The 20,675-nt window shown below is 35.7% G+C and carries 16 protein-coding genes, 1 tRNA gene and 1 pseudogene; 8 read left to right on the top strand and 10 right to left on the bottom strand.

The annotated features are described in order from the left end of the window. Positions 1–48: 48 nt before the first annotated feature. The 4 genes from BMW64_RS01605 to BMW64_RS01590 form a co-directional block, all read right to left on the bottom strand. The gene (locus BMW64_RS01605) at positions 49–819 is read right to left on the bottom strand and encodes a hypothetical protein (RefSeq protein WP_089998100.1); all 771 of its coding nucleotides are present in this window, start codon (positions 817–819) and stop codon (positions 49–51) included. A gap of 214 nt (positions 820–1,033) precedes the next feature. Next, a complete protein-coding gene (locus BMW64_RS01600) occupies positions 1,034–2,200 on the bottom strand; it encodes a plasmid recombination protein (protein WP_089998099.1) in 1,167 nt (388 codons plus the stop codon). A 201-nt stretch (positions 2,201–2,401) separates the two neighbouring features. Continuing rightward, the gene (locus BMW64_RS01595) at positions 2,402–3,400 is read right to left on the bottom strand and encodes a toprim domain-containing protein (RefSeq protein ID WP_089998098.1); all 999 of its coding nucleotides are present in this window, start codon (positions 3,398–3,400) and stop codon (positions 2,402–2,404) included. A 510-nt stretch (positions 3,401–3,910) separates the two neighbouring features. Further along, a complete protein-coding gene (locus BMW64_RS01590; RefSeq protein ID WP_089998097.1) occupies positions 3,911–5,113 on the bottom strand; it encodes a GAF domain-containing sensor histidine kinase in 1,203 nt (400 codons plus the stop codon). A gap of 448 nt (positions 5,114–5,561) precedes the next feature. On the opposite strand from BMW64_RS01590, the gene BMW64_RS01585 reads away from it, so the two are divergent. Beyond that, positions 5,562–6,029: a DUF3408 domain-containing protein gene (locus tag BMW64_RS01585; protein WP_143052620.1), complete on the top strand. Its 468-nt coding sequence runs from the start codon at positions 5,562–5,564 to the stop codon at positions 6,027–6,029. Between the two features lie 69 nt (positions 6,030–6,098). On the opposite strand, the gene BMW64_RS01580 is transcribed toward BMW64_RS01585, so the two are convergent. Both BMW64_RS01580 and BMW64_RS01575 read right to left on the bottom strand, forming a co-directional pair. After that, entirely contained in the window at positions 6,099–6,779 is a 681-nt protein-coding gene (locus BMW64_RS01580) for a hypothetical protein (protein WP_089998095.1), read from the bottom strand. Then, positions 6,772–9,684 carry an HsdM family class I SAM-dependent methyltransferase gene (locus BMW64_RS01575; RefSeq protein WP_089998094.1) on the bottom strand — a complete coding sequence of 971 codons (2,913 nt, stop codon included), beginning with the start codon at positions 9,682–9,684 and terminating at the stop codon, positions 6,772–6,774. The genes BMW64_RS01580 and BMW64_RS01575 overlap by 8 nt, the downstream gene beginning before the upstream one ends. 293 nt (positions 9,685–9,977) lie before the next feature. Here BMW64_RS01575 and BMW64_RS01570 point away from each other — a divergent pair, with 293 nt between their 5' ends. Together BMW64_RS01570 and BMW64_RS20830 are read left to right on the top strand one after the other, a co-directional pair. Continuing rightward, positions 9,978–10,169 (top strand): hypothetical protein, encoded by a 192-nt coding sequence (locus tag BMW64_RS01570; protein ID WP_089998093.1) that lies wholly within the window; start codon positions 9,978–9,980, stop codon positions 10,167–10,169. Positions 10,170–10,198: 29 nt separating this feature from the next. After that, positions 10,199–11,203, top strand: a pseudogene (locus BMW64_RS20830) (recombinase family protein); the annotation flags it as partial. A gap of 532 nt (positions 11,204–11,735) precedes the next feature. On the opposite strand, the gene BMW64_RS01560 reads toward BMW64_RS20830, so the two are convergent. Further along, positions 11,736–11,806: transfer RNA gene (locus BMW64_RS01560), tRNA-Gln, on the bottom strand. 316 nt (positions 11,807–12,122) lie between these two features. Here BMW64_RS01560 and der point away from each other — a divergent pair. Both der and upp read left to right on the top strand, forming a co-directional pair. Next, complete coding sequence (der, locus tag BMW64_RS01555; protein WP_089998092.1) at positions 12,123–13,433, top strand: ribosome biogenesis GTPase Der; 1,311 nt, start codon at positions 12,123–12,125, stop codon at positions 13,431–13,433. Positions 13,434–13,513: 80 nt separating this feature from the next. Further along, on the top strand, positions 13,514–14,167 hold the full coding sequence (gene upp / locus BMW64_RS01550; protein WP_089998091.1) for a uracil phosphoribosyltransferase: 654 nt from the start codon (positions 13,514–13,516) through the stop codon (positions 14,165–14,167). 69 nt (positions 14,168–14,236) lie between these two features. On the opposite strand, the gene BMW64_RS01545 is transcribed toward upp, so the two are convergent. Together BMW64_RS01545 and BMW64_RS01540 are read right to left on the bottom strand one after the other, a co-directional pair. Then, positions 14,237–14,890 (bottom strand): ComF family protein, encoded by a 654-nt coding sequence (locus tag BMW64_RS01545; RefSeq protein ID WP_089998090.1) that lies wholly within the window; start codon positions 14,888–14,890, stop codon positions 14,237–14,239. Between the two features lie 158 nt (positions 14,891–15,048). Further along, positions 15,049–16,521, bottom strand: a complete 1,473-nt coding sequence (locus BMW64_RS01540; protein WP_089998089.1) for a helix-turn-helix domain-containing protein — start codon at positions 16,519–16,521, stop codon at positions 15,049–15,051. Between the two features lie 125 nt (positions 16,522–16,646). Between BMW64_RS01540 and aceB the strand changes: the two genes are divergently transcribed. The 3 genes from aceB (at position 16,647) to BMW64_RS01525 (ending at position 20,056) form a co-directional block, all read left to right on the top strand. Continuing rightward, positions 16,647–18,221 carry a malate synthase A gene (gene aceB, locus BMW64_RS01535; protein WP_089998088.1) on the top strand — a complete coding sequence of 525 codons (1,575 nt, stop codon included), beginning with the start codon at positions 16,647–16,649 and terminating at the stop codon, positions 18,219–18,221. 76 nt (positions 18,222–18,297) lie between these two features. Further along, entirely contained in the window at positions 18,298–19,578 is a 1,281-nt protein-coding gene (aceA, locus tag BMW64_RS01530; protein ID WP_089998087.1) for an isocitrate lyase, read from the top strand. Positions 19,579–19,672: 94 nt separating this feature from the next. Further along, a complete protein-coding gene (locus BMW64_RS01525; protein WP_089998086.1) occupies positions 19,673–20,056 on the top strand; it encodes an acyl-CoA thioesterase in 384 nt (127 codons plus the stop codon). Here BMW64_RS01525 and BMW64_RS01520 read toward each other — a convergent pair whose 3' ends face one another. Further along, the gene (locus BMW64_RS01520; protein WP_089998085.1) at positions 20,057–20,563 is read right to left on the bottom strand and encodes a TlpA family protein disulfide reductase; all 507 of its coding nucleotides are present in this window, start codon (positions 20,561–20,563) and stop codon (positions 20,057–20,059) included. Positions 20,564–20,675 lie beyond the last annotated feature (112 nt).

Genomic DNA, 20,675 nt, shown 5'->3' with positions numbered 1-20,675 from the left:
TTGTTGTAAAGATTATGCGTTACGATTATACCCTTGAATTAAATAGGGTTAGATTTTAGAAAACCTTGGAATTTTGGCAAGATCAATACCATACCTTTTAAAAGTTTTATAGAGCAATGAATATTTGCCGAATTTCTGATTGATGGCGATCTCCTTTAATGTGTTGGTGGTAAAAAGAACCTCTTCTATGGCTCCTAAAATTTTCATCTTTAGGTAATGGCTGTAGAAAGGATCACCCCAATACAATTTGGAATCTCGAAGAACCTTATGATAACTTATTTCTTTTTCTTTGGTCCATTCTTCTATTGAAGGATTTAGAAGAGAATCATACTGTTCTAAAAGCTCAGATAAATAAGCGTAGCGACCAGGAGAGATGATGACTGTATCTCTGATAACGGAGCACTCTGATAAACACATAAACAACTGTTGTGCACTATTAATCCATAATAGGCCACTGACTGAATAAAAGTCAGGCAGAATAACAAAGTGCCTGTGAAAAGCTACAGGAGACTGTGCAATCTTACTTCCATCTTCAGGCAGATACTCAAAAAGTTGAGAAAGAACAGAATCTTTTGGAACAAGTTTAGCGAATGATCCGCTGTTACCACATAAAACCCGGTTATAAAAGGGGATTTCTGTTTTAAGCCATCCAAAATGTTTGAAACAGTCCACATACAATTGCGTTATATAACTGACCATTTCCCCTATATGCGAGGTATTATCAGTATAAACTGCTGTTTTTATACCAGGAAGTTCTGCAAAACGGGCCACAGACTGATCCATGAGTTTATCGAACAATTGAATAGTATTCGCATTCATCTGACTTCCTTGTTGAAAAATTACATCATTTATTTGCTTGAACAACCTCTAAGACTTTGTAATATACAGGTCTATAAGTATCTAAATTATATTTTTATAATCAAATAAAGAAATATCTATAAAAATAATTATCGTTAAATCAGGTTAAAGTGTAAAGAATATTTATAAAAACTAATGTGGCACATTATAAACATTATCGTTCCGCTTACGATCACTAATATCTGATATTCCTTCTTTTCTTTTTTTTCCTGGGTACTGGAATATATTCCGGCTCAGGCTCATTTCCGTCTCCCAGTCTTAGAAGTGAAAACAGACCTGTTGCCAGTTCAGTTATGGTAAATATTTGTTCCAAAGCAGAAAATGGAATATGATTCTTTTGGGAAAACTCTTTGCATATCTCATTCATCTCCCGTAAAAGATTCTTATCATCCGATCTATCAGCCTGAGGATTTTTAAACCGCTGAAAATGGATTGCCTTTTCCAGTGCCTCTGCAACAGAGTCCAAATATTTTTTCTTTTCCAAAGCAAAAACATCTGCATCTGTCACAAGTGCTGTGTTTTTGCTTTTCAGTTGCGTATTTTCTCTTTTTAGATCTTTGATTTCTTTTCGCAGCTCTGTAACCTGCCTTGTTTTATTATCGAGTTCATTGTTGTTTTTAAGTAATTCGGTATTATATAGCTTAAAAGTATTGCCAAAATTAGTGATCGTCTCTTTAGTTTTGATCTGCTTTGCTCCAAAGAAATTGGTGTCATTAACGATAAGATCATTGAACTTTTTTGAACCCAGTTCCGCTTTCATTTGATCTAATTTCTCTTCTAATGCTTTTAGCTCCTGCTCTTTTTTTTGTATTTTGAACTCGACCGCTTCCAGTCTTCCTACTGATCCGGCAGTACCTCTTTCCATCCCCAGACATTCTGCCGCCAGATCCTGCATTTTGGAATAGTGGAAAGATTGGTGTTTGAGTGTTTTTCCGGTTGTAAGGTCCTGCCAATCGGCGACAAGATGAGCATGCAAATTAGGTTTCCATTCTTTAGATTCTTTGTCAAAATGACCCTCGTCTTTATGGATGGTTATCTGAAACACTCTTATTCCGAGTTCTTCCTGTAATCTTTTTGAGAGATCATGAAGGTCTTTCATGGTCGTATCTTCTTTGATAACGACAACGGCCTCACGGACGGGCATGGCATTCTTCTGTAATTTCCTGCCTGATTTTTCTTTGCAGTACGCTTCAATCTTTAAAATCCGGTCTGTTATTTTATCTTCCTGCCAGTATTCATTTTGTGGAGAAAGGTCTTTGCGGATGTAGTCAAAAGTTTTCCTGCGAAAATTATGCGTTTCAGAATCGGATTTTACCGCTTTAAAATTGATGGAGGTTTTCATGCGATATGCGTTAAAAATTTTGTATTATCTCTGGGGCCGCTTATAATCATTCGATACTTTCAAACATTCATTTAAACAGTCCTTTAAATGACTTTTTTTAGCCCCTGCGGGCGAAGTAGAAACTTTGTTGGAAGGATACCGACCTTCAAAGTTGCGAATGAGCTCCTAACTTTTGCGGAAAGCTTGCTAAAAAGCGCAGTGCTACATCTTCCTCTGCAGTCCTTTCTTTATCCTGTTTGTTTCTTCTTTGCAATTATTTTGTTTTTCTGTAGGTTCGTTTATTGCTGTCTTTGTGATCGCTGTATTGATCGTGTCATGAGCATGATGCTTCATTTTTGCTGTGAGGAACTCATTTAAATCTTTATGATCTGAATAGAGGAGGGAAAAGTCCCTGGCATGGGGGAAGTGCTTGGTGATCGTATCTTTACACTGCGTTCCGGCTTTATCATTGTCCAAAAACAGGCTAATTTCTAAATATGAGTCAAGCACGGTTAATGCTTTATTTAGCATTGCTGTAGAATTTAATACCAGCAGATCCCCCTCGAAAGATTTCTGCAATTCAATAAAGGACAAGGCATCGGTAAACCCTTCAAAAACGGCGACTTTACCACTACCTGCATTCTTTCTGGCTTCATTTTGACTGATTGATTCAGCTTTCTGAAAGAATGGCAAAAAGGTAATATCCTTTTTAAGCAAAGCCCCTTTGTAGAAAACGTTTCTAAGTTCCCATCCATCAGAATTATTCTTAAATCCGACCGCATAAAGCTGTTTATTTTCGATTGTAAACCATACTTCTTTGATAAAGGGATATACCTTTTCACTTAAGCCACGTTCATAGAGGTACTGGATAAGATTTGGATGAGAGATATCCATAATCTTATCTATGCGGTAATTTGGATTGGGTTTTAACGTTTTTGTCTGCGGGTGAAAAGAAGAAAAATTTTGATTGGATGCCCATTCCAGGGCTTCTTTTACTGATGTGTGCAAATATTTCTGAATAAAATCGGTCGTTGTGCCGCCAGCTCCTTCTGAAAAGAGGTACCAGAGGTTCTGCGGCCTGTCAACTTTAAAAGAGGCATGAGATTCAGGCCCAAAAGGACTGAGATACCATGCTTCTTTTTCATTTTGTCGGGTTGGAAGGTGTCCGAGAAAAGCGAGGACTTCTTCCAGCCCTATGGAATTTAATTGCTTACAGTTCATTTGCTATATCTATTTTTCAGAATATAGCAAAGCGAATAAAATGAAGGGGAAGTATGACATTGAGTGGCTGTATTTGTCCTTCGGTTTCCTAATCACTCAATCTTATAATTACTGCATTAAGTCAATAAAGGAAAAATACTGCCCGTGAATACATCCTTAAAATAATACTGGAATTCATTGACTCAATTTGTCATATTGCTGACATTATAACTTTATATATTGCTGACAAATTAAAATCATAAAATTATATGAAGATGAAATCATTACACGCAAACATGATGACTTTATAATTTGTGATGCTCCTAAAATGGTAATTAGCTGTAACATGCATTAAATTAATGTATTACGAGTTGAAACTATGACAGTATAATATTTTTTGAAGAAAACGGTATATATAAAAAGAATGAGCGATTAATCTATCCATGCTTTCTATCACCTGAGATGATAGAAATTAAGGGGATAATTGTACAAAAATCTGATCTTCAGAGAGAATGAAGATATGGAATAGATTTAATCTTTAGGGAGCTCCAGGAAGAAAGAACTTCCTAAATCCTTTCCGGCACTTTCTGCCCATACCTTTCCATGATGAAGATCGGCAAGTATTTTTGCAGAATAAAGACCAAGACCATGAGATCTTTCATTTGCGGTAGGCCTTGATGATAAACAGGAGAATTTTTTAAAAAGTAAGCCGATTTCAGAAGGACATATTCCCTGACCCTGATCTGTTACACTAAAAAGTACTGTATGTGGATGCTCCTCACATTCGAGGATGATTTTTGAACCAGCGGAAGAATATTTAGATGCATTGCTGAGAAAGTTGCCCAAAATATCCATGATACGCTGTTTATCTCCAGTAATGTTCAAATTACGGGTGCTGCAAACCTCTAGATGTTGTTCTTTATTTTTTAGAATATGGCTGAAATTTTTGCTTACACAATCTAGGATATCATCCGTTTCAAAGGAAACGATCGAGAGATGCATATATTTTTCCCCTGAAAGATCATCTTTAAGCATGTTGCTGATATTATATTCTATCGACTTTGCTTTCTCAAAAATAGTTGAACCCAATTTATATATCGATTCTGTTTTAGAGACTGACCTCTGGATTTGCTGCGCTGAAAGTGATATGACTGTCAGCGGATTAAATAAATCATGAGCCACGTGGTGAAAGCGGTCATCAGCCACTTTAGCTAACATACGTTTTGCTTTCATGGATTCTAACTTATCCAGCGCCAAAGACGCCAGTTTTTTAAGGATAGAGCACTGTAAATCGGTGACTTCCTTTCTGGGTACACTGTCTATAACACAAATAGTACCGATTCTATATCCATCCTCGGTCACTATGGGTGCACCTGCATAGAATCGTATACCTCCTTCGCAACATATATACGGATTTTCTTTAAGTTCATCATAAAGATGGGTATCATATATAATCGTAATATCATCAGATAGAACGGTAAGCGAACATAAACTGTGCTTTCTTTCTACATGATTATTGGGAAATGAGCTTAGATTAGCTTTAAAGAAAACTGTTTCGGAATCAACAAAATTGACGAAGGCTCCTGATGAACCAAAAATATCTACTGCAATACCTGCAATTGTATCAAATGCGGGGTTATTATGTGTTTCCATCACATCATATGTTCCCAGTTTAGTGATTCTGGCCTGATCATTTTCGGGAATATAGAATGACTGAGTAAAAAATTTTCCCATAGCTATTTGTTTATACAGGTAAATATAAGTAAAAGTTAGATATTCTTAACAGGCACTCAAGTGTACCTCATTGAGTTTGTTAGTCCTTTTGTGAAAAGGGATTTATCCCTGGGTTTATTACTGGGTGGATATTACATTTAAACTTTGTTTAGGACAACGAAGGAAAAATACTGCCTTTCAATACATTGGAACAATAACATATGAATTCATTGAGTTAATTTGTCGTATCGCTGGCATTATAACTTTATATATCACTATCAAATTAGAATTGTAAAATGATATGAGGTTGGAATGATAACCTTTTTATGTCAAGATATTATAATTTGTTCTGCTTAAATACTGATATTGAGCTATAGGATAATATACCTGATTTTAGAAACGGGTGCAACAAAGTTTTGAAAGCGAACCACATATACAAAAAGGCGATAAATATTTAATCTTTCAATGTATGAAAAATCAAAACCAAGATCCTCAAAATGACGAAAATAGGTCTCACGAGAAAAAAGGAATTTCAAATGAGAATGATAACGGGTTCGAAACAACAGATAATATTACCCAACCTGTAACTGATGATGATTATTTAAAGCGTGCGATGTCAGCTGACATCCCAAAAGATAATGAACTAATCAGAAGTAAATCGCGTGTCAGTGGAACTAGGTGGTCAAATTCATCAGGATTAACGGAGAAAGAATATTTTGAGACCTTCTTTAAAATTCCGAAACAAAACGCAAGTAAAGGGAGGTCTGTATATATTCGTCCTGAATTCCACCAGAAGTTCTTAAAGCTGATAGCCGGACTTGAAATTGACCGGCTCACCATGTATGCTTACGTTGATAATATTATTGAGCATCATTTTAAGGAATTTGAAGAATTAATCCACAAGATATATAAGAACAGAAATAAACCTCTGTTCTAGCCCCATCACGCATTACCATCTAGCAAATAAATGATATAGATTTATGAGAGCGAAGTTACCACTTGAGACTTATGTAGTTAAATTAATGAAATAGTGCCAAAGTGAAATTTCATCTTTAAGTGTTTTTCTGGTATGGCTAGACCAATATTTCTCTACTGTAGAAAGCGACGCATATTTTGAAAGTTGTTCATTTTCTAACCAATCTATTGTATTATCTGTATTCGTATTGAATTGTTTAGTTAGCCAACCATTCACTTTTAAAAACCATTCTTCAATAGTTCTGTTTTGAACATAAGCAAACATTCCACAAACCTTTAGGTGCGAAGAATGATGACCTCTTTTAAAACGCTCAATTCCACCACGATCTCCATAAACATATTGCTCATTACTCGAATTTTCCGAAAAACGTTTCGCTTCAAATTCAATAATAGGGGATGGTTTTCTATCCCTGGTTAAAACAAAAACGCCAATATCTGTTTCTTTACCTGAACTTTCCTGAGTAGGGTTTTTTCTAAAATCATACGGAAAGTAATCCTGATTATTCTCAATTTTACAAAGTTGAAGATGATTTACTAGAAAATCACTAATTCGATTTTCCCGATCCGAATCTTTAATGGTTTTATAGTAATCAGGAAATTCAGGTACTTTCTTATCTATAAATAACAAGATATGTTCAACCTCATGATTATCTGGCACAGATAAATCATGTGATTTAGGCAGTTGATATGGAGGTAGACTATCTCTAAGCATCTTGATAACGGGCTTTTACATAGTCAGCAAATACTTCATCGGCATCGCGTAATGCAATGGATGACAACCAATAACGTAATTGTTTTGGTTTTACCAAAATGATGCTGTCCTTACCATACACTTTCATTATTTTCTGTATGCGTACATGTTCTTGCTTATTATATTTTTGAGAAATAACTTCTTGAATATACTGCTCTAAATCGGAGATGTACTCTTCTAAAGGAGCAATCGTTTCTTCGCTATATTCAAAATGTATAGCAAAGTAATTATCGGTCTCTAAAATTTTGTACAGTTGGAATTGCTTATTATTTGTATGATAGATACTGTTTAAAGTCTTGCAAAAGACCTTCTGATATTCTCTAACATATTTTTTTGAAGGAGGATCTAACAGTTTTGTGTAGTCTTTTTCTTTATAATATGCCAGAACATCCTTTACAACAATCCTTTCAACTTCGGATAATTTCAGTTGCTCCGTCACTTCGGGATATGGTAGATTATCTAAATCTCTTTTTAATAAAGCAGTGGCTCTTCCGATCAGTATTCTGCTGCTTGTTACGAAAATAAAGAAACGGTAAAGATCATTGTATTCTTTAAACACATTGTATAACCTTCTAAGTTCCTCAATTTCAGAATTTGGCGCATAGATTCCAACAATTTCATGGCTAAAAACGGCATCGTATTCAAGAAAATCAATAGGGATTGTTCTTGTTCCGATATTTTCTTTTATAAGAATATGAGGAGATAAATAAATATCTTTAGAAGCTTCTCTAGGTGCCTCAAAAAAAGATTGAGTTTCTACACCTGTTTTAATAACACCATCTTCTTGTAAATCTTTCGGGGAGACAGATATTTTATTATGTATATAGTCTGCATAATGCTTTTTATTTCCAATAGTGTACCCCTCACTATATTTCCATCCATTTTTTATGATTTTTTCATCCAAGAAACTTCTGAGTGTCTTAAAACAGCCCAGTCGTTCTATTAATTGTATAGCTCTTCCTCCACCCAATAAATTAGTTTTCCATATATATGGATTGGTGATTGCATCAATTTTATTTATAAAATAAAAGTCATAATGATCAAACTCTAAAAATAATCTGTTCGTATTAGAAAAAGTACGGTTAGCTACCAGATGCAAAATATGTTCTCTATCAGGTTTAGAATTTTGTAAGAATACAGCCGCTGTTGCAACATTTTTTCGACCCCATAATTTGTCCGCAAGTTTTGTGAAATCGATTACCTGCAACAGATTAAAATTGGAAAAAAGAATTTGCTTAAATCTTATATCATTTTGATATAAGATTGGCCCTGAAGGTTGGATCATTGATAATATTCCATCAGCTTTTAAAAGCTTCATAGATTGCACTAAGAAATGCAATGCTGGGTTTTCGTCGGGAATATTTATATCGCTTCTATACCCATATTTTTCTTTTATATTATAAATGTATTTGCCATTAGATTGTTTTTTCCCATCTTCAGATAATGGAGGATTAAATGGCGGATTACCGATAACCAATGAAAAATCACCTGCTGGCTTATCTGTTATAAACTCAAAGAAATCTTTAGTAATAACATTGTCACCCATATCGGGGAATTTTAATTTTCCCCATGTAGGTGGATCTAAGTTGACTTCATCTAAAATAGCTAAGGCCAAACTAAACACTGACAGTCGGATAGCGTCTTGTTGAATATCTATTCCATGAATACTTTTTAGTAATAATTCTTTTAAAACAGCTAGAGACGGTTTTTCTAACTTTCCGGTTTTTTGCCATTGTTCATATCTCCACCATTGAACAATACGTTTATATGCTTTGACTAAAAAAATACCCGATCCACAACTAACATCAATCAGTTTAAAGTCCTTTTGAGGAACTTTAAGCGGCATACACTCATCAACAAGAGTAGAGACAATCATCTCTGGAGTATATACGATATCTTTGCTGTCGGTTAGCAATTCTTCATAAACTGAACTAATAACCTCAACCGGCAAATGCGAAAATGAGTATAGTCTCCATAGAACATAGCTTCCATTTTGAACATTACCATCTAAATATTCTGCCAACTTTTGCACTCCACTTTTTTGAATAGCTTCTCTTGATTCAGCTTCATTATCTTTATGCCATTCAAATATTTTTCCATTGAAATCTTCTGCAAGTTTATCTAACAAAAGAAGTAGTTTACCGTTGCGAATAACATCACAAAAATCGGAGCATTGGAAATTATTTTTAAAATATGTTCCTGCAAAATATCCACTTTTAGCATCTTCATCACGTTCTTCTAAATATTTAATCAAAAGGCTCTGTACTAAAAGCTTTAATGCGACATGTTTATCAAGATTGGATTCCTTTTGAAACCCCTCATATACATTTTTAAGCCCACGAATCAAATCGCGAGTAGCTGATTGCTCAAATTGAAATCGTTTCTTATTAATATCCTCTTCCCAAAATAATCCATCATTAAAACTCTGAGCATTGAATGATTTAATAGCATCACCTGTTCTTCTAATGATTTCCTCTGCATAATGTTTTTTGTCTTCTTTGGGTTTTTCTCGCGCGTCGAACACACCAACTGCAGATTTTTCAATAATAATATATGCAGGAACTTGATAGCCATTCCACATATTTCGGTGAATACGGTTTCGGTCTTCTGAACTTAAAGGTTTATGAGTATAGTCAAAAATATATAATTGCGGAACAGCCGCTCTTCCATCTTCAAAGTAACGGAAATAAACAGCATCTGCTTCAAATTTGCATGCTGTTTCTAAAGCAAATAGAATATCAGGACTAGCAATTGTATTGCTAATATTTTCGTAGTTGGCAGTCAATAATACACCACTTGTCCCTATATGAGAAATAAAGGAAAAATTGAGCTCCTGAATATGTTTTTCAAAAACTGTTATTGGCATATTCTAATATAAGATGTTTTTTTTATTTAAGTGGTAAAGATACAATTTATAGTAGTAGAATCTATTTGATTAGTTGATTTAAAATGTTAATGCCTTTTAATTTAGCCAAATTAATTGCGTTTTCTTTTTATGTTAAATAGATCACTTATTTTAGAGATTCCCAATTGAAGCTCCAATCCGGAAAATAAAGGACAAATTGTACCACAAAATACCATTTTAAAAGATCGGGGCCTATTAGGATATAATTTTAATCTGAGCCTATAGACTATGGGCTGTATTAAAATAATAATGCGATGGAAACAGGAAATTGTTCGGAAGAAAACGAAAGACAATATTCAAAAAAACTGACTCCCGAAAAGGTGGTCATTATACTTGCAAAGCATGGCACAAAAGTCTCTGCTGAAGAAGCTGAAATTATACTTAAGTTTATGATAAAAATTGCAGATGTCGCAGTAAATCAGTATCTTTCAGTTGCGAAAGACTAACGTCCAAAATTTACCAAAAACTTTTATGTATGGGAAAGATTGCAGATTTATACATACGTGTATCAACTGATGAGCAGGCAGATAAGGGATATTCTTTAAGAGATCAGGAAGATAGGCTGCGAAGATACTGTGAGCTGAAAGAAATTTCAGTGAGAAATGTTTATATCGAAGATTATTCAGCAAAAACTTTCAACCGCCCGGAATGGAAGAAATTAATTACCGTCCTGCGTAAACAGAGAAATATTAAAAATGCAACCCTGCTTTTATTTACCAAATGGGATAGGTTTAGCCGTAATACTTCGCAAGCATATCAGACTATTGATATATTACGCTCACTGAGAAGTGACCCTCAGGCAATAGAGCAGCCTCTTGATATGTCCATCCCTGAATCCAAAATTATGCTTTCGCATTATCTGACCATTCCCGAAGTGGAGAATGAAAGAAGAGCTTTAAATGTGTTTTACGGAATGCGTAGGGCACGGAAAGAAGGACGTTGGATGGGTACAGCTCCCTTAGGCTATGTGAATAAAATTACCGAAGACCATAAAAAGTATATTGCAATTAAAGAGGTTGAGGCAGAAATCCTTAGATGGGCTTTTGATAAAATATTGGAGAATAGCTTCAATACAAATCAGATCTGGAAAATGGTCAGGGAAAAGGCTAAAGGAATGTCCCGATTCAGTAAGAATAATTTTTGGACGGCAATCCGAAATCCCATTTATTGTGGTAAAATCTTTATTCCTGCCTTCAAGGATGAAGATGCGTATTTTGTGAAGGGGCTTCATGAACCTATTATCAGTGAGCTGAAATTTCGAGAAGTTCAGGATGTGTTAGATGGAAGAAAGCGTGATTTCACCAAACCGAAAATCGTTTCGATGGATAATCTTCCATTAAGAGGATTTTTAAAATGCCCAAAATGCGAACGGATGTTAACAGGAAGTGCTTCAAAAGGAAAATTGGGAAAGTATTACTATTATTACCACTGTTCTTCGCAGTGCGGTGTAAGGTTCCGGGCGCCTGAGGTTAATACAGCCTTTGAACAACAGTTATCAGAACTTCTTCCAAGACCAGGGATGTCAGAGGTCTTTATCGAAACAGTATTAGAAGATTTTCAATTAAAGACTAAGAAACAGAATATTGAAAGAAAACATATGCTGAAACAGGTCGAAGATTTAAATGCGCGTTTGCAAAAAGCGTTGATTCAAAAAGTTGATGGTACTTTGGAAGATGATGATTACAACTTTATAAAAAAAGATACCTATGCTAAAATTGAAAGATTGGAGTTTGATCTCAGCCATTTATCGGATCAGAATGCTGAAATTAGTAGGCTATTAAAAAGTGAGCTTGCGAAGATCATAAATCTTTACAAATACTATGTAGAAGGTGATATGGAGCAAAAAAGGCAGATTATTAGTTCGATGTTCCCTGAAAAGCTGGTGTTTGACGGAGAAAAACATCGAACACTGAGGGTTAATTCGGCAGTTCAGCTTATATACTCTAAAGAAAGGGAGATTCGAGGAAATAAAAAAGGGACAAATCTTTCTTTTTTAGATTTGTCCCAACAAGTAGACCCACAGGGATTCGAACCCCAGATGACTGAACCAAAATCAGTAGTGTTACCGCTACACCATGGGTCTGTATTTCTATGTCGCGAAATTATATAAATTATTTTAAAAATAAAAATGAAATGTGAAGATTTATACTTGCTGGATGTGGCTTTGTTCTTTATTTACTGATAGTCAAAGAATTATTTTTCTTTGAAAATTAACATTAATGGATAGCCATTATACGATTGTTATTAATCTATAACTACATTCTGAGATTCTTCACATACTTATATTTAATTGAACTAAAATAAAAACAGTATCTTTGCAAAAAATTGGGCTCCAAAAGTTGGAGAAACCCATTAATAACTTGTCCCGAGCTTTGGCAAAGGATTATTAAACATTTTTTATGTCGAATATTGTCGCAATCGTTGGGCGTCCCAACGTAGGAAAATCCACGTTATTTAACCGTTTACTAGAAAGGAGAGAAGCTATCGTAGATTCTACTGCCGGAGTTACCAGAGACCGTCATTACGGGAAATCCGACTGGAACGGCGTAGATTTTACCGTAATCGATACCGGAGGATATGATGTCGGAACTGATGACATTTTTGAAGAAGAAATCCGTAAGCAGGTACAGCTGGCTGTAGATGAAGCTACATCAATAATTTTTATGATGAACGTGGAAGAAGGGCTTACCGATACAGACCAGGAAATCTACAGACTTTTAAGAAGATCCAATAAACCTATTTATATTGTAATCAATAAAGTAGATTCTTCGAAAGAAGAACTTCCAGCAACAGAATTTTATCAGCTTGGAATCGATAAATATTACACATTATCTTCCGCAACAGGCTCCGGTACAGGTGATCTGCTGGATGATATCGTAAGAGATTTCCCAACTACTGAATATAAAGATCCTTTTGAAGGATTGCCGAAAATTACCATTGCAGGCCGCCCGAATGTTGGTAAATCTACACTGACAAACGCTTTGCTTGATGTGGAGAGAAATATCGTAACCGATATCGCAGGAACCACAAGAGACAGTATTCAGACGCTTTACAATAAATTCGGTTACGAATTTGTGTTGGTAGACACTGCTGGGATGCGTAAAAAATCAAAGGTTTCTGAAGACCTGGAATTTTATTCGGTAATGCGTTCTATCCGATCCATCGAGTTTTCTGATGTGGTTATTATTATGGTAGATGCTACACAAGGATGGGAATCTCAGGATATGAATATCTTCAGTCTTGCGCAGAAAAACAGAAAAGGAATTGTGATTTTGGTCAACAAATGGGATCTTATTGAGGATAAGCAGACCAACACAATGCGTGATTTCGAAAAGCAGATAAAAGATAAGATCGGTCAGTTCAATGATATTCCGATTTTGTTTGTTTCAGCTTTAACGAAACAGAGAATTTTAAAAGCGGTTGAGGTTGCAATGCAGGTGTATGAAGACCGTAAGAAAAAAATCAAAACTTCAAAATTAAATGAAGTGATGTTACCGATTTTTGAAGGTACACCACCACCGGCAAATAAAGGAAAATACATTAAGATCAAATACTGTGTACAGCTTCCTACGCCGTCACCACAGTTTGTTTTCTTCTGTAATCTTCCGCAGTATGTAAAAGAGCCATATAAAAGATTTACTGAAAACCAGCTGAGAAAAGAATTCGGATTTACCGGAGTTCCTATTGAAGTGTATTTCAGACAAAAATAAATTACCATCCCTTTTAGATCTTTCTAAGAGGGATTTTATTCTCAATTAATTTTTATATTTTAGATAAAAGCTTCACAACAATGAATACAGTTGTTTTATCAGAACAGTTTTCTTTGGTTAATTCATGGATCAATGAACTCAGGAATGTTGATATCCAGCACGACAGAATGCGATTTCGCAGGAATATGGAAAGAATCGGAGAGATTGCAGCCTTTGAAATCAGCAAAAGTTTAGAACAGAAAGAGATCGAAATTCAAACACCGCTGAATAAGATTAAAGTGAAGGAAATTGCTGTTCAGCCTGTCATTACAACGATTCTGCGGGCAGGAGTTCCTTTGTTTCATGGGATTTTAAATTATTTCGACAAAGCAGACTGCGGATTCGTGGCGGCGTACAGAAAACATGATGCCAACGATTATTTCTCGATCAAGCAAGACTATCTCACTTGCCCAGATATCGAAGGAAGACCTCTGATTGTCGGAGATCCTATGCTGGCAACAGGCGCATCTTTAATTGAAGCTATTAAAGATTTATTGACTAACGGAAAACCCAGTCAGCTTCATATTGTAGCAGCAATTGCCTCAAAACAGGGTATTGAAACGATCGCGAAAGCATATCCTGAAGCAAAAATATGGGTAGGAGCAATTGACGAACAATTAACATCAAAAGGGTATATTACTCCTGGACTGGGAGACGCCGGGGATTTAAGCTACGGAGAAAAGCTTCAGCGATAATTTAACGCTGAATTCAATAAAAAAACAGGCTGTATTTTCTACAAAATTTGTCAGAGAATACAGCCTCTTTTAAATATCAGCCGCAATTACCAATACGCTTACTTTATTATTTCCTGCGTTAAGAATTTCCCATGCAATAGTGGCCAGAGTATTTCCGGTGGTAAAAACATCATCAATAATTAAAACATGTTTTCCGGAGATTGCTCTTGTGATCGAAAACGTATTTTCTGTTTCAAGGCGATGCTGTTTATCTTTCAGGGCCTGGGCTTTTGAATAATAATTTCTTTTAATTAAATGATGATCAAATGGAATTTCATAAAATTCAGAAAGCTGTTCTGTGAAAATATGTAATTGATTGTAGCCTCTTTCTTTTAATTTTTTTGGATGTAATGGTACTGAAATAAGAAGATCAGGCTTTTCATCTTTAAATTCTAAACGCTCTGATGTCCATTCTGCCAGAATTTTTCCTGCCTTTTCTCTGCTTTTATATTTTAATTCATGAATGATTTTTCGGCTGAGGTTTTCCTTTTTAAACTGCATTAAGGCAAAAGTATGCGCGACAGGAAAAAGTAATCTGCATTTTTCTTTAATAAAATGATCATCAAAATAGTTGAAATGGGTAAAGTCGATCTGTTGAAAACAAAGTTCACATACCAGAAGATCGGCGTCAATAATGCGATTGCAGCCCAGGCATCGGTTCGGGAATAATAGGTCTAAAATCATTTGTGTATCATATTGCAGTACTAAAATAAATATTTTGTATTGGAATAAGAAATTTATACTAAGTCTTTTACAGCCAAAATCACCAGTTATATATTCGGATAGTTTTCTTTTATATTAATTAATCATCTATTATTTGATCTTTCTTTTATGTCTTAAAATTAAAAATCCTTCCTGATCTTCTCAATGGCAATCTTCATATTAGAATTGAAATATTCCTTTTCAAGCCTGATAGGTGGCGCCTGCCTCACTTCGCAGTCCGCAACACTGCAGGATTCACAGGTTACACCGACATTAATGGTTTTTAAAGTGGAAGATTTAATGAAATTAATCTTCTTGATCGTCTGAGGATTTAATAAAATACCCAGGCAGTAACTTCTGTTGCTTCCATCTGAGAACGGGTTTTTCTGAGAGGTTGAAATAACCAGATAACTTATACCCTGGTCTTTATAATGAGAAATCTGTGCGTCTGTCAATGTTTCATTTTCCTTTAGATAATGCAGGTTTTTCACTGCAATCCATCGTCTGCAGTAATGCTCGTTGGTGGCATTAGCATGTGGGGCTTGTTGATGATTTAGGTGTAATTCCTTAAGAATCTGGATTTTATCTGAGTTTTTCTTTTTTACCAGGCACAGATAAAACAAATCTTTAATTCCTAATTCGGAGGAAAGTACATTTGTCAGGCGGTAATAGAATGTTTCGGGAGAATGAGTGAATTGCTTAGTTAAAGCCTCAAAATCAGATGGATTCCATGTATTTTGCAGGAAAAATTCTGAAGTCTTTTCCTTAATTTTTTCTTTTGATATTAATAGAGCACCAGCGAAATAAGCTGCATAAAAATTATTTAAGATCTCCTCAAAACTTCCAAAATCCAGCCATGAATAAGTATTTGGACGGTTTTTTAATTCCAGTACATTAAATCCAACTTCTTTGGCGAGAATAAAAGTTTTCTGGTCCTGCTCTAATTTTCGGTTTAGGAGCAGCAGTCTTTTTTCAGGAATAAATAAAGACCGCAGATGATCCAAGGTCTCATATTGTTCAAAATCTTCAGACCGAATGGTATAATTAAAGCTGTCTGTCAAAATGTTTTCCAAAACTTCACACTGCAGATTTTTAGTCATTTCTAACTGGTTTTCTTCCGAAAACTTTACTGCTTTTTCTTCTATCTCAGGGAAATAATTATCATAAAGTTCTTGAAAAGAACGTAAAACCGCAAAATAAAATCTTTCTTTCCCTAAGTTATAGTTCTGTGAAATTTCAATCAGGGCATTGATGAATGCCATTACTTTTTTAGGGGCCTCACTAATAATGCTGATAAGATTGTTTTTATTGATTCCGAAAAGCTCAAGAGGAATTTCTTTAAAAAAATCTGATTGTAGGATTTCACTGAACGGAAGCAAACTTTTATCAAGCTTTGTTGATACCAGGTCGTCAAAAGTACAGTTCAGAGCTTCTGAAAGCTGGATGATCTTGTCATGTTTAGGGTATTTTTTTCCGTTTTCAATCTCGTTAAGATATGATTTTGACAGACCGGTTTTTACAGCAAGATCCTGTAAAGACCAGTTTTTCTTTTGCCTCTGTTGCTTCAGTTTTAGTCCGAAAACAGTCTTGATATAGTCACTTTCATGATTCATAAATCAAATATAAATATTAACTACGATTTTTCGCATAATATTTTTTTTAATATTTTAGCGAACGTTCGCTATTTGTGAAAATTTTTATTTAAGTTTGTCATGTAGAATTGCAAAATCAATTTGTTATGGAAACTAAGATCCAATTAAAGATAAATGCTCAGGAGGATTTTGAGAATATTTTTACAAGTGATTTGACAGATTTTCTTGTAGAATTGCATCAAAATTTCAATCAGAAAAGAGTAAAACTTTTAGAACAGAGAAAAAAGACCCAGCAGAAATTCGATGAAGGAATTCTTCCGGAATTTTTTCCTGAAACTGAAGAAATCAGGAACGGAAATTGGGTTTGTGCACCACTTCCGGATGATTTGCTGGACAGAAGAGTGGAAATTACGGGACCTGTCGACCGGAAAATGATTATCAATGCGCTCAATTCCGGTGCACTTACCTTTATGGCAGACTTTGAAGACAGCAATTCTCCTACCTGGAAAAATTGTATGGAAGGACAGATTAATCTCACCGACGCGGTTAACCGATGTATTGATTTTACAAACGAACAGGGGAAATATTATCGTCTAAATGAAAAAACGGCAGTATTAATAGTTCGCCCGCGGGGCCTACATTTAAGTGAAAAGCATATCGAAATTAATGGTGAACAGGCTTCGGGATCGTTAATTGATTTTGGAATTTACTTTTTCAGAAATGTCAAGCAGTTGCTCAAGAACGGTAGTGGTCCGTACTTTTATCTTCCAAAATTAGAACATTATGAAGAAGCCCGATGGTGGAATGATGTTTTTGTTTTTGCTCAGGATTATCTCAGAATTCCGCAGGGAACCATAAAAGCAACTGTTTTGATTGAAACCATAACCGCCTCTTTTCAGATTGACGAAATTTTGTTTGAACTGAAAGATCATAGTTCAGGACTGAACTGCGGGCGCTGGGATTATATTTTTTCATTCATTAAAAAATTCAGAAATCTTCCCGGATACATTTTACCGGACCGTGATCAGGTGACAATGGCTTCACCTTTTATGAGTGCTTATTCAAAAAGAGTGATTGAGGTCTGCCATAAAAGAAATGTTCATGCTATTGGAGGTATGGCAGCACAGATTCCCATTAAAAATGATGATGAAGCAAACCGTATTGCTTTTGATAAAGTACGTGCCGATAAAGAACGTGAAGTGAAAAACGGGCATGACGGCACTTGGGTGGCTCATCCGGCTTTGGTTTCTGTCGCAAAAGATATTTTCGATCAATTTATGCCGTTGAAAAACCAGATCTATAAAAAATTTGATTATCAAATCACCGGAAAAAATCTGCTTGAGATTCCAAAAGGTGAAATCACGGAAAAAGGGGTTCGTAAGAATATTAATGTCGGAATTCTTTATCTCGAATCCTGGCTGATGGGTATTGGTGCAGCTGCAATCTATAATTTGATGGAAGATGCGGCAACCGCGGAGATTTCAAGAACACAGCTGTGGCAATGGCTAAAAAATGATACCATTTTGGGTGATGGCCGAAAACTGACCAGAGAACTGTTCCTTCAATGGGAATTTGAAGAGATTGAACGTATAGAAAAGTATGTTGGGAAAGAACGCTTCAGAACCGGAAAATTCAATCTTGCCAAGGAACTTTTTAATGAATTGGTTTTCTGTGAAAAGTTTGAAGAATTTTTAACATTGAAAGCATATCCGTTTATATAGGCCGATAATAGGTTTGTATAAAAGAGTTTAAGTAAGATAAAATAATCACGATTCAAAATAATCTAACTAAAATAATATGAAAACAAGACAAGATCAAATTCAGGAAATAGAAAAGGATTGGTGTAAAAACCCAAGATGGAAAGGGATAAAAAGGACTTACACAGCAGAAGATGTGCTTAAATTGCGGGGATCCTATAAATTAGACTACACCATTGCTACTAAAATGGCTATGAAATTTTGGAATCAGTTGAATCAACAGGATTTTGTAGCTGGATTAGGGGCTTTAACGGGAAATCAAGCTGTACAGGAGGTGGATGCCGGTTTGGAAGCTATTTACCTTTCAGGATGGCAGGTTGCTGCGGATGCCAATTTATCTGGCGAAATGTATCCCGACCAGTCTTTATATCCTGCAAACTCAGTACCTTCTGTAGTAAAGAAAATTAATAATGCTTTATTGAGGGCAGATCAGATCCAATCAGTAAATGGAGGAGGCGGAAAAGAATATCTGGTTCCGATAGTTGCAGATGCAGAAGCCGGTTTTGGTGGAAACCTGAATGCCTATGAATTAATGAAACAGATGATTGAAGCCGGAGCCGCAGCTGTACATTTTGAAGATCAGTTGTCCTCGGCTAAAAAATGTGGGCACTTGGGAGGTAAAGTGCTCGTTCCAACTCAGGAAGCAGTTAATAAACTGATTTCGGCTCGTTTAGCGGCGGATGTTCTGGGTGTTCCGACTCTCATTATTGCAAGAACAGATGCTGATGCCGCAGACTTGTTGACGTCTGATATTGATGAAAGGGATAAAAAGTTTCTCACAGGAGAAAGGACTTCCGAAGGCTTTTTTGTAGTGAAAAACGGCGTAGAACAAGGAATTGACCGTGGCTTGTCTTACGCTCCGTATGCAGATCTGATCTGGATGGAAACCTCAAACCCTGATCTGGAGCAGGCTAAAAAGTTTGCGGAAGGAATTCATTCAAAATTTCCCGGAAAAATGCTCGCCTATAATTGTTCACCTTCTTTTAACTGGGCGGCAAAGCTTTCTGTGGATGAAATGCTCAAATTCCGTGAAGAGCTGGCAAAGATGGGCTATAAATTTCAGTTTATAACCCTGGCCGGATTCCATGCACTGAATACAGCTATGTTTGAGCTTGCTTTGGCATACAAAGAAAAAGGAATGGCTGGGTATTCCGAGCTGCAGGAGCGTGAGTTTGCCTTACAGCAGCGAGGTTTCAGAGCGGTAAAACATCAGTCTTTTGTGGGGACGGGATATTTTGACGAGATCCAGAATGTTGTAACTGGTGGTTCATCGGCAACCGTTGCAATGAAAGATTCTACAGAGACGGCACAATTTCATTAGAAAATTCTATTTTTAAGTAATTTTATTGTTAGAGCCTTCCCGGTTTTGGGGAGGTTTTTGTACTTATAGCTTATTTTTGTATAAATATTGAGAAATGAGTTTGATTTATGAAAAACAGATACAGGTAACAGAAGAACATATCGACAGGAATAATCACGTCAATAATGTTCAGTACGTCAAATGGGTGGAAGAGATCGCCGGGGAGCATTGGGATTTTGTAAAACATAAAACCCGTAATCCTGATGATATATGGATGCTTCTGGATCATCATATTCAATACAAAAAACAAGTGTATCTTGGAGATATGCTCACGGTGAAAACCTATCCTAAAACTCCCGAAGGAATAAGGCAGCCCAGAAAAGTTGAATTTTACTGTAATGATCAGCTGGTGGTAGATTCACTGACACTTTGGGTTTTCATTGATAAAGAAACAGAAAGAATTATCAGGCTGGAAAGTGACTGGCTGGATATTTTATAATTATTTGCTTAGAATTGAAAGGATAAGATTCATCTTTTCTTCATCGATATTTCCGGTGATTTCCTGCACGTTTCCCTTTTTATCAATAATAAAGGTGATGGGATTTCGGATTACTGAAAAATAAGATTGTAATTCCTTAACCGAATCTGTAATATGCATAAAGTTAAATTGATGTGTTGCCAAAAAACGGTCGACTTTCTCTTTGGGATCGTGGGTAATGGCTATGAAATTTATATTGGTGCCTAAAGTTTCTTCAAGTTTGTTCAGATAGGGAAGTTCTTCAATACACGGTGCGCAGGTCGTTGACCAAAAGTTGATCAGCGAAAATTTTCCCTGAAGTTCATTAGCACTAAAGTTTTTACCTTCTTTATTTTTATAATTTTCAATAGGAAAATGCTGACCGATCTTTTTCTCAAGAAGAGGGTGAGCCTGGAAGTGTCTTTGAGCATTTAAAGTTAAACTTAAAAGAAGCAGAAATGATGAAAGAAATCGTAAGCCGGCGATCATTTAGCGGTTATTTAATTTCTTTTATCAACGTTATCCGGGTTTTGTTTATTGTATAAAAAACAAATTTCACTAAGAGGCATTTGTAATTTACCAAACCGAAACTCAAATCAAA

This window comes from Chryseobacterium taichungense (assembly GCF_900109935.1).
GTDB lineage: Bacteria > Bacteroidota > Bacteroidia > Flavobacteriales > Weeksellaceae > Chryseobacterium > Chryseobacterium taichungense.
This window is presented reverse-complemented; position numbering and strand designations above follow the sequence as displayed.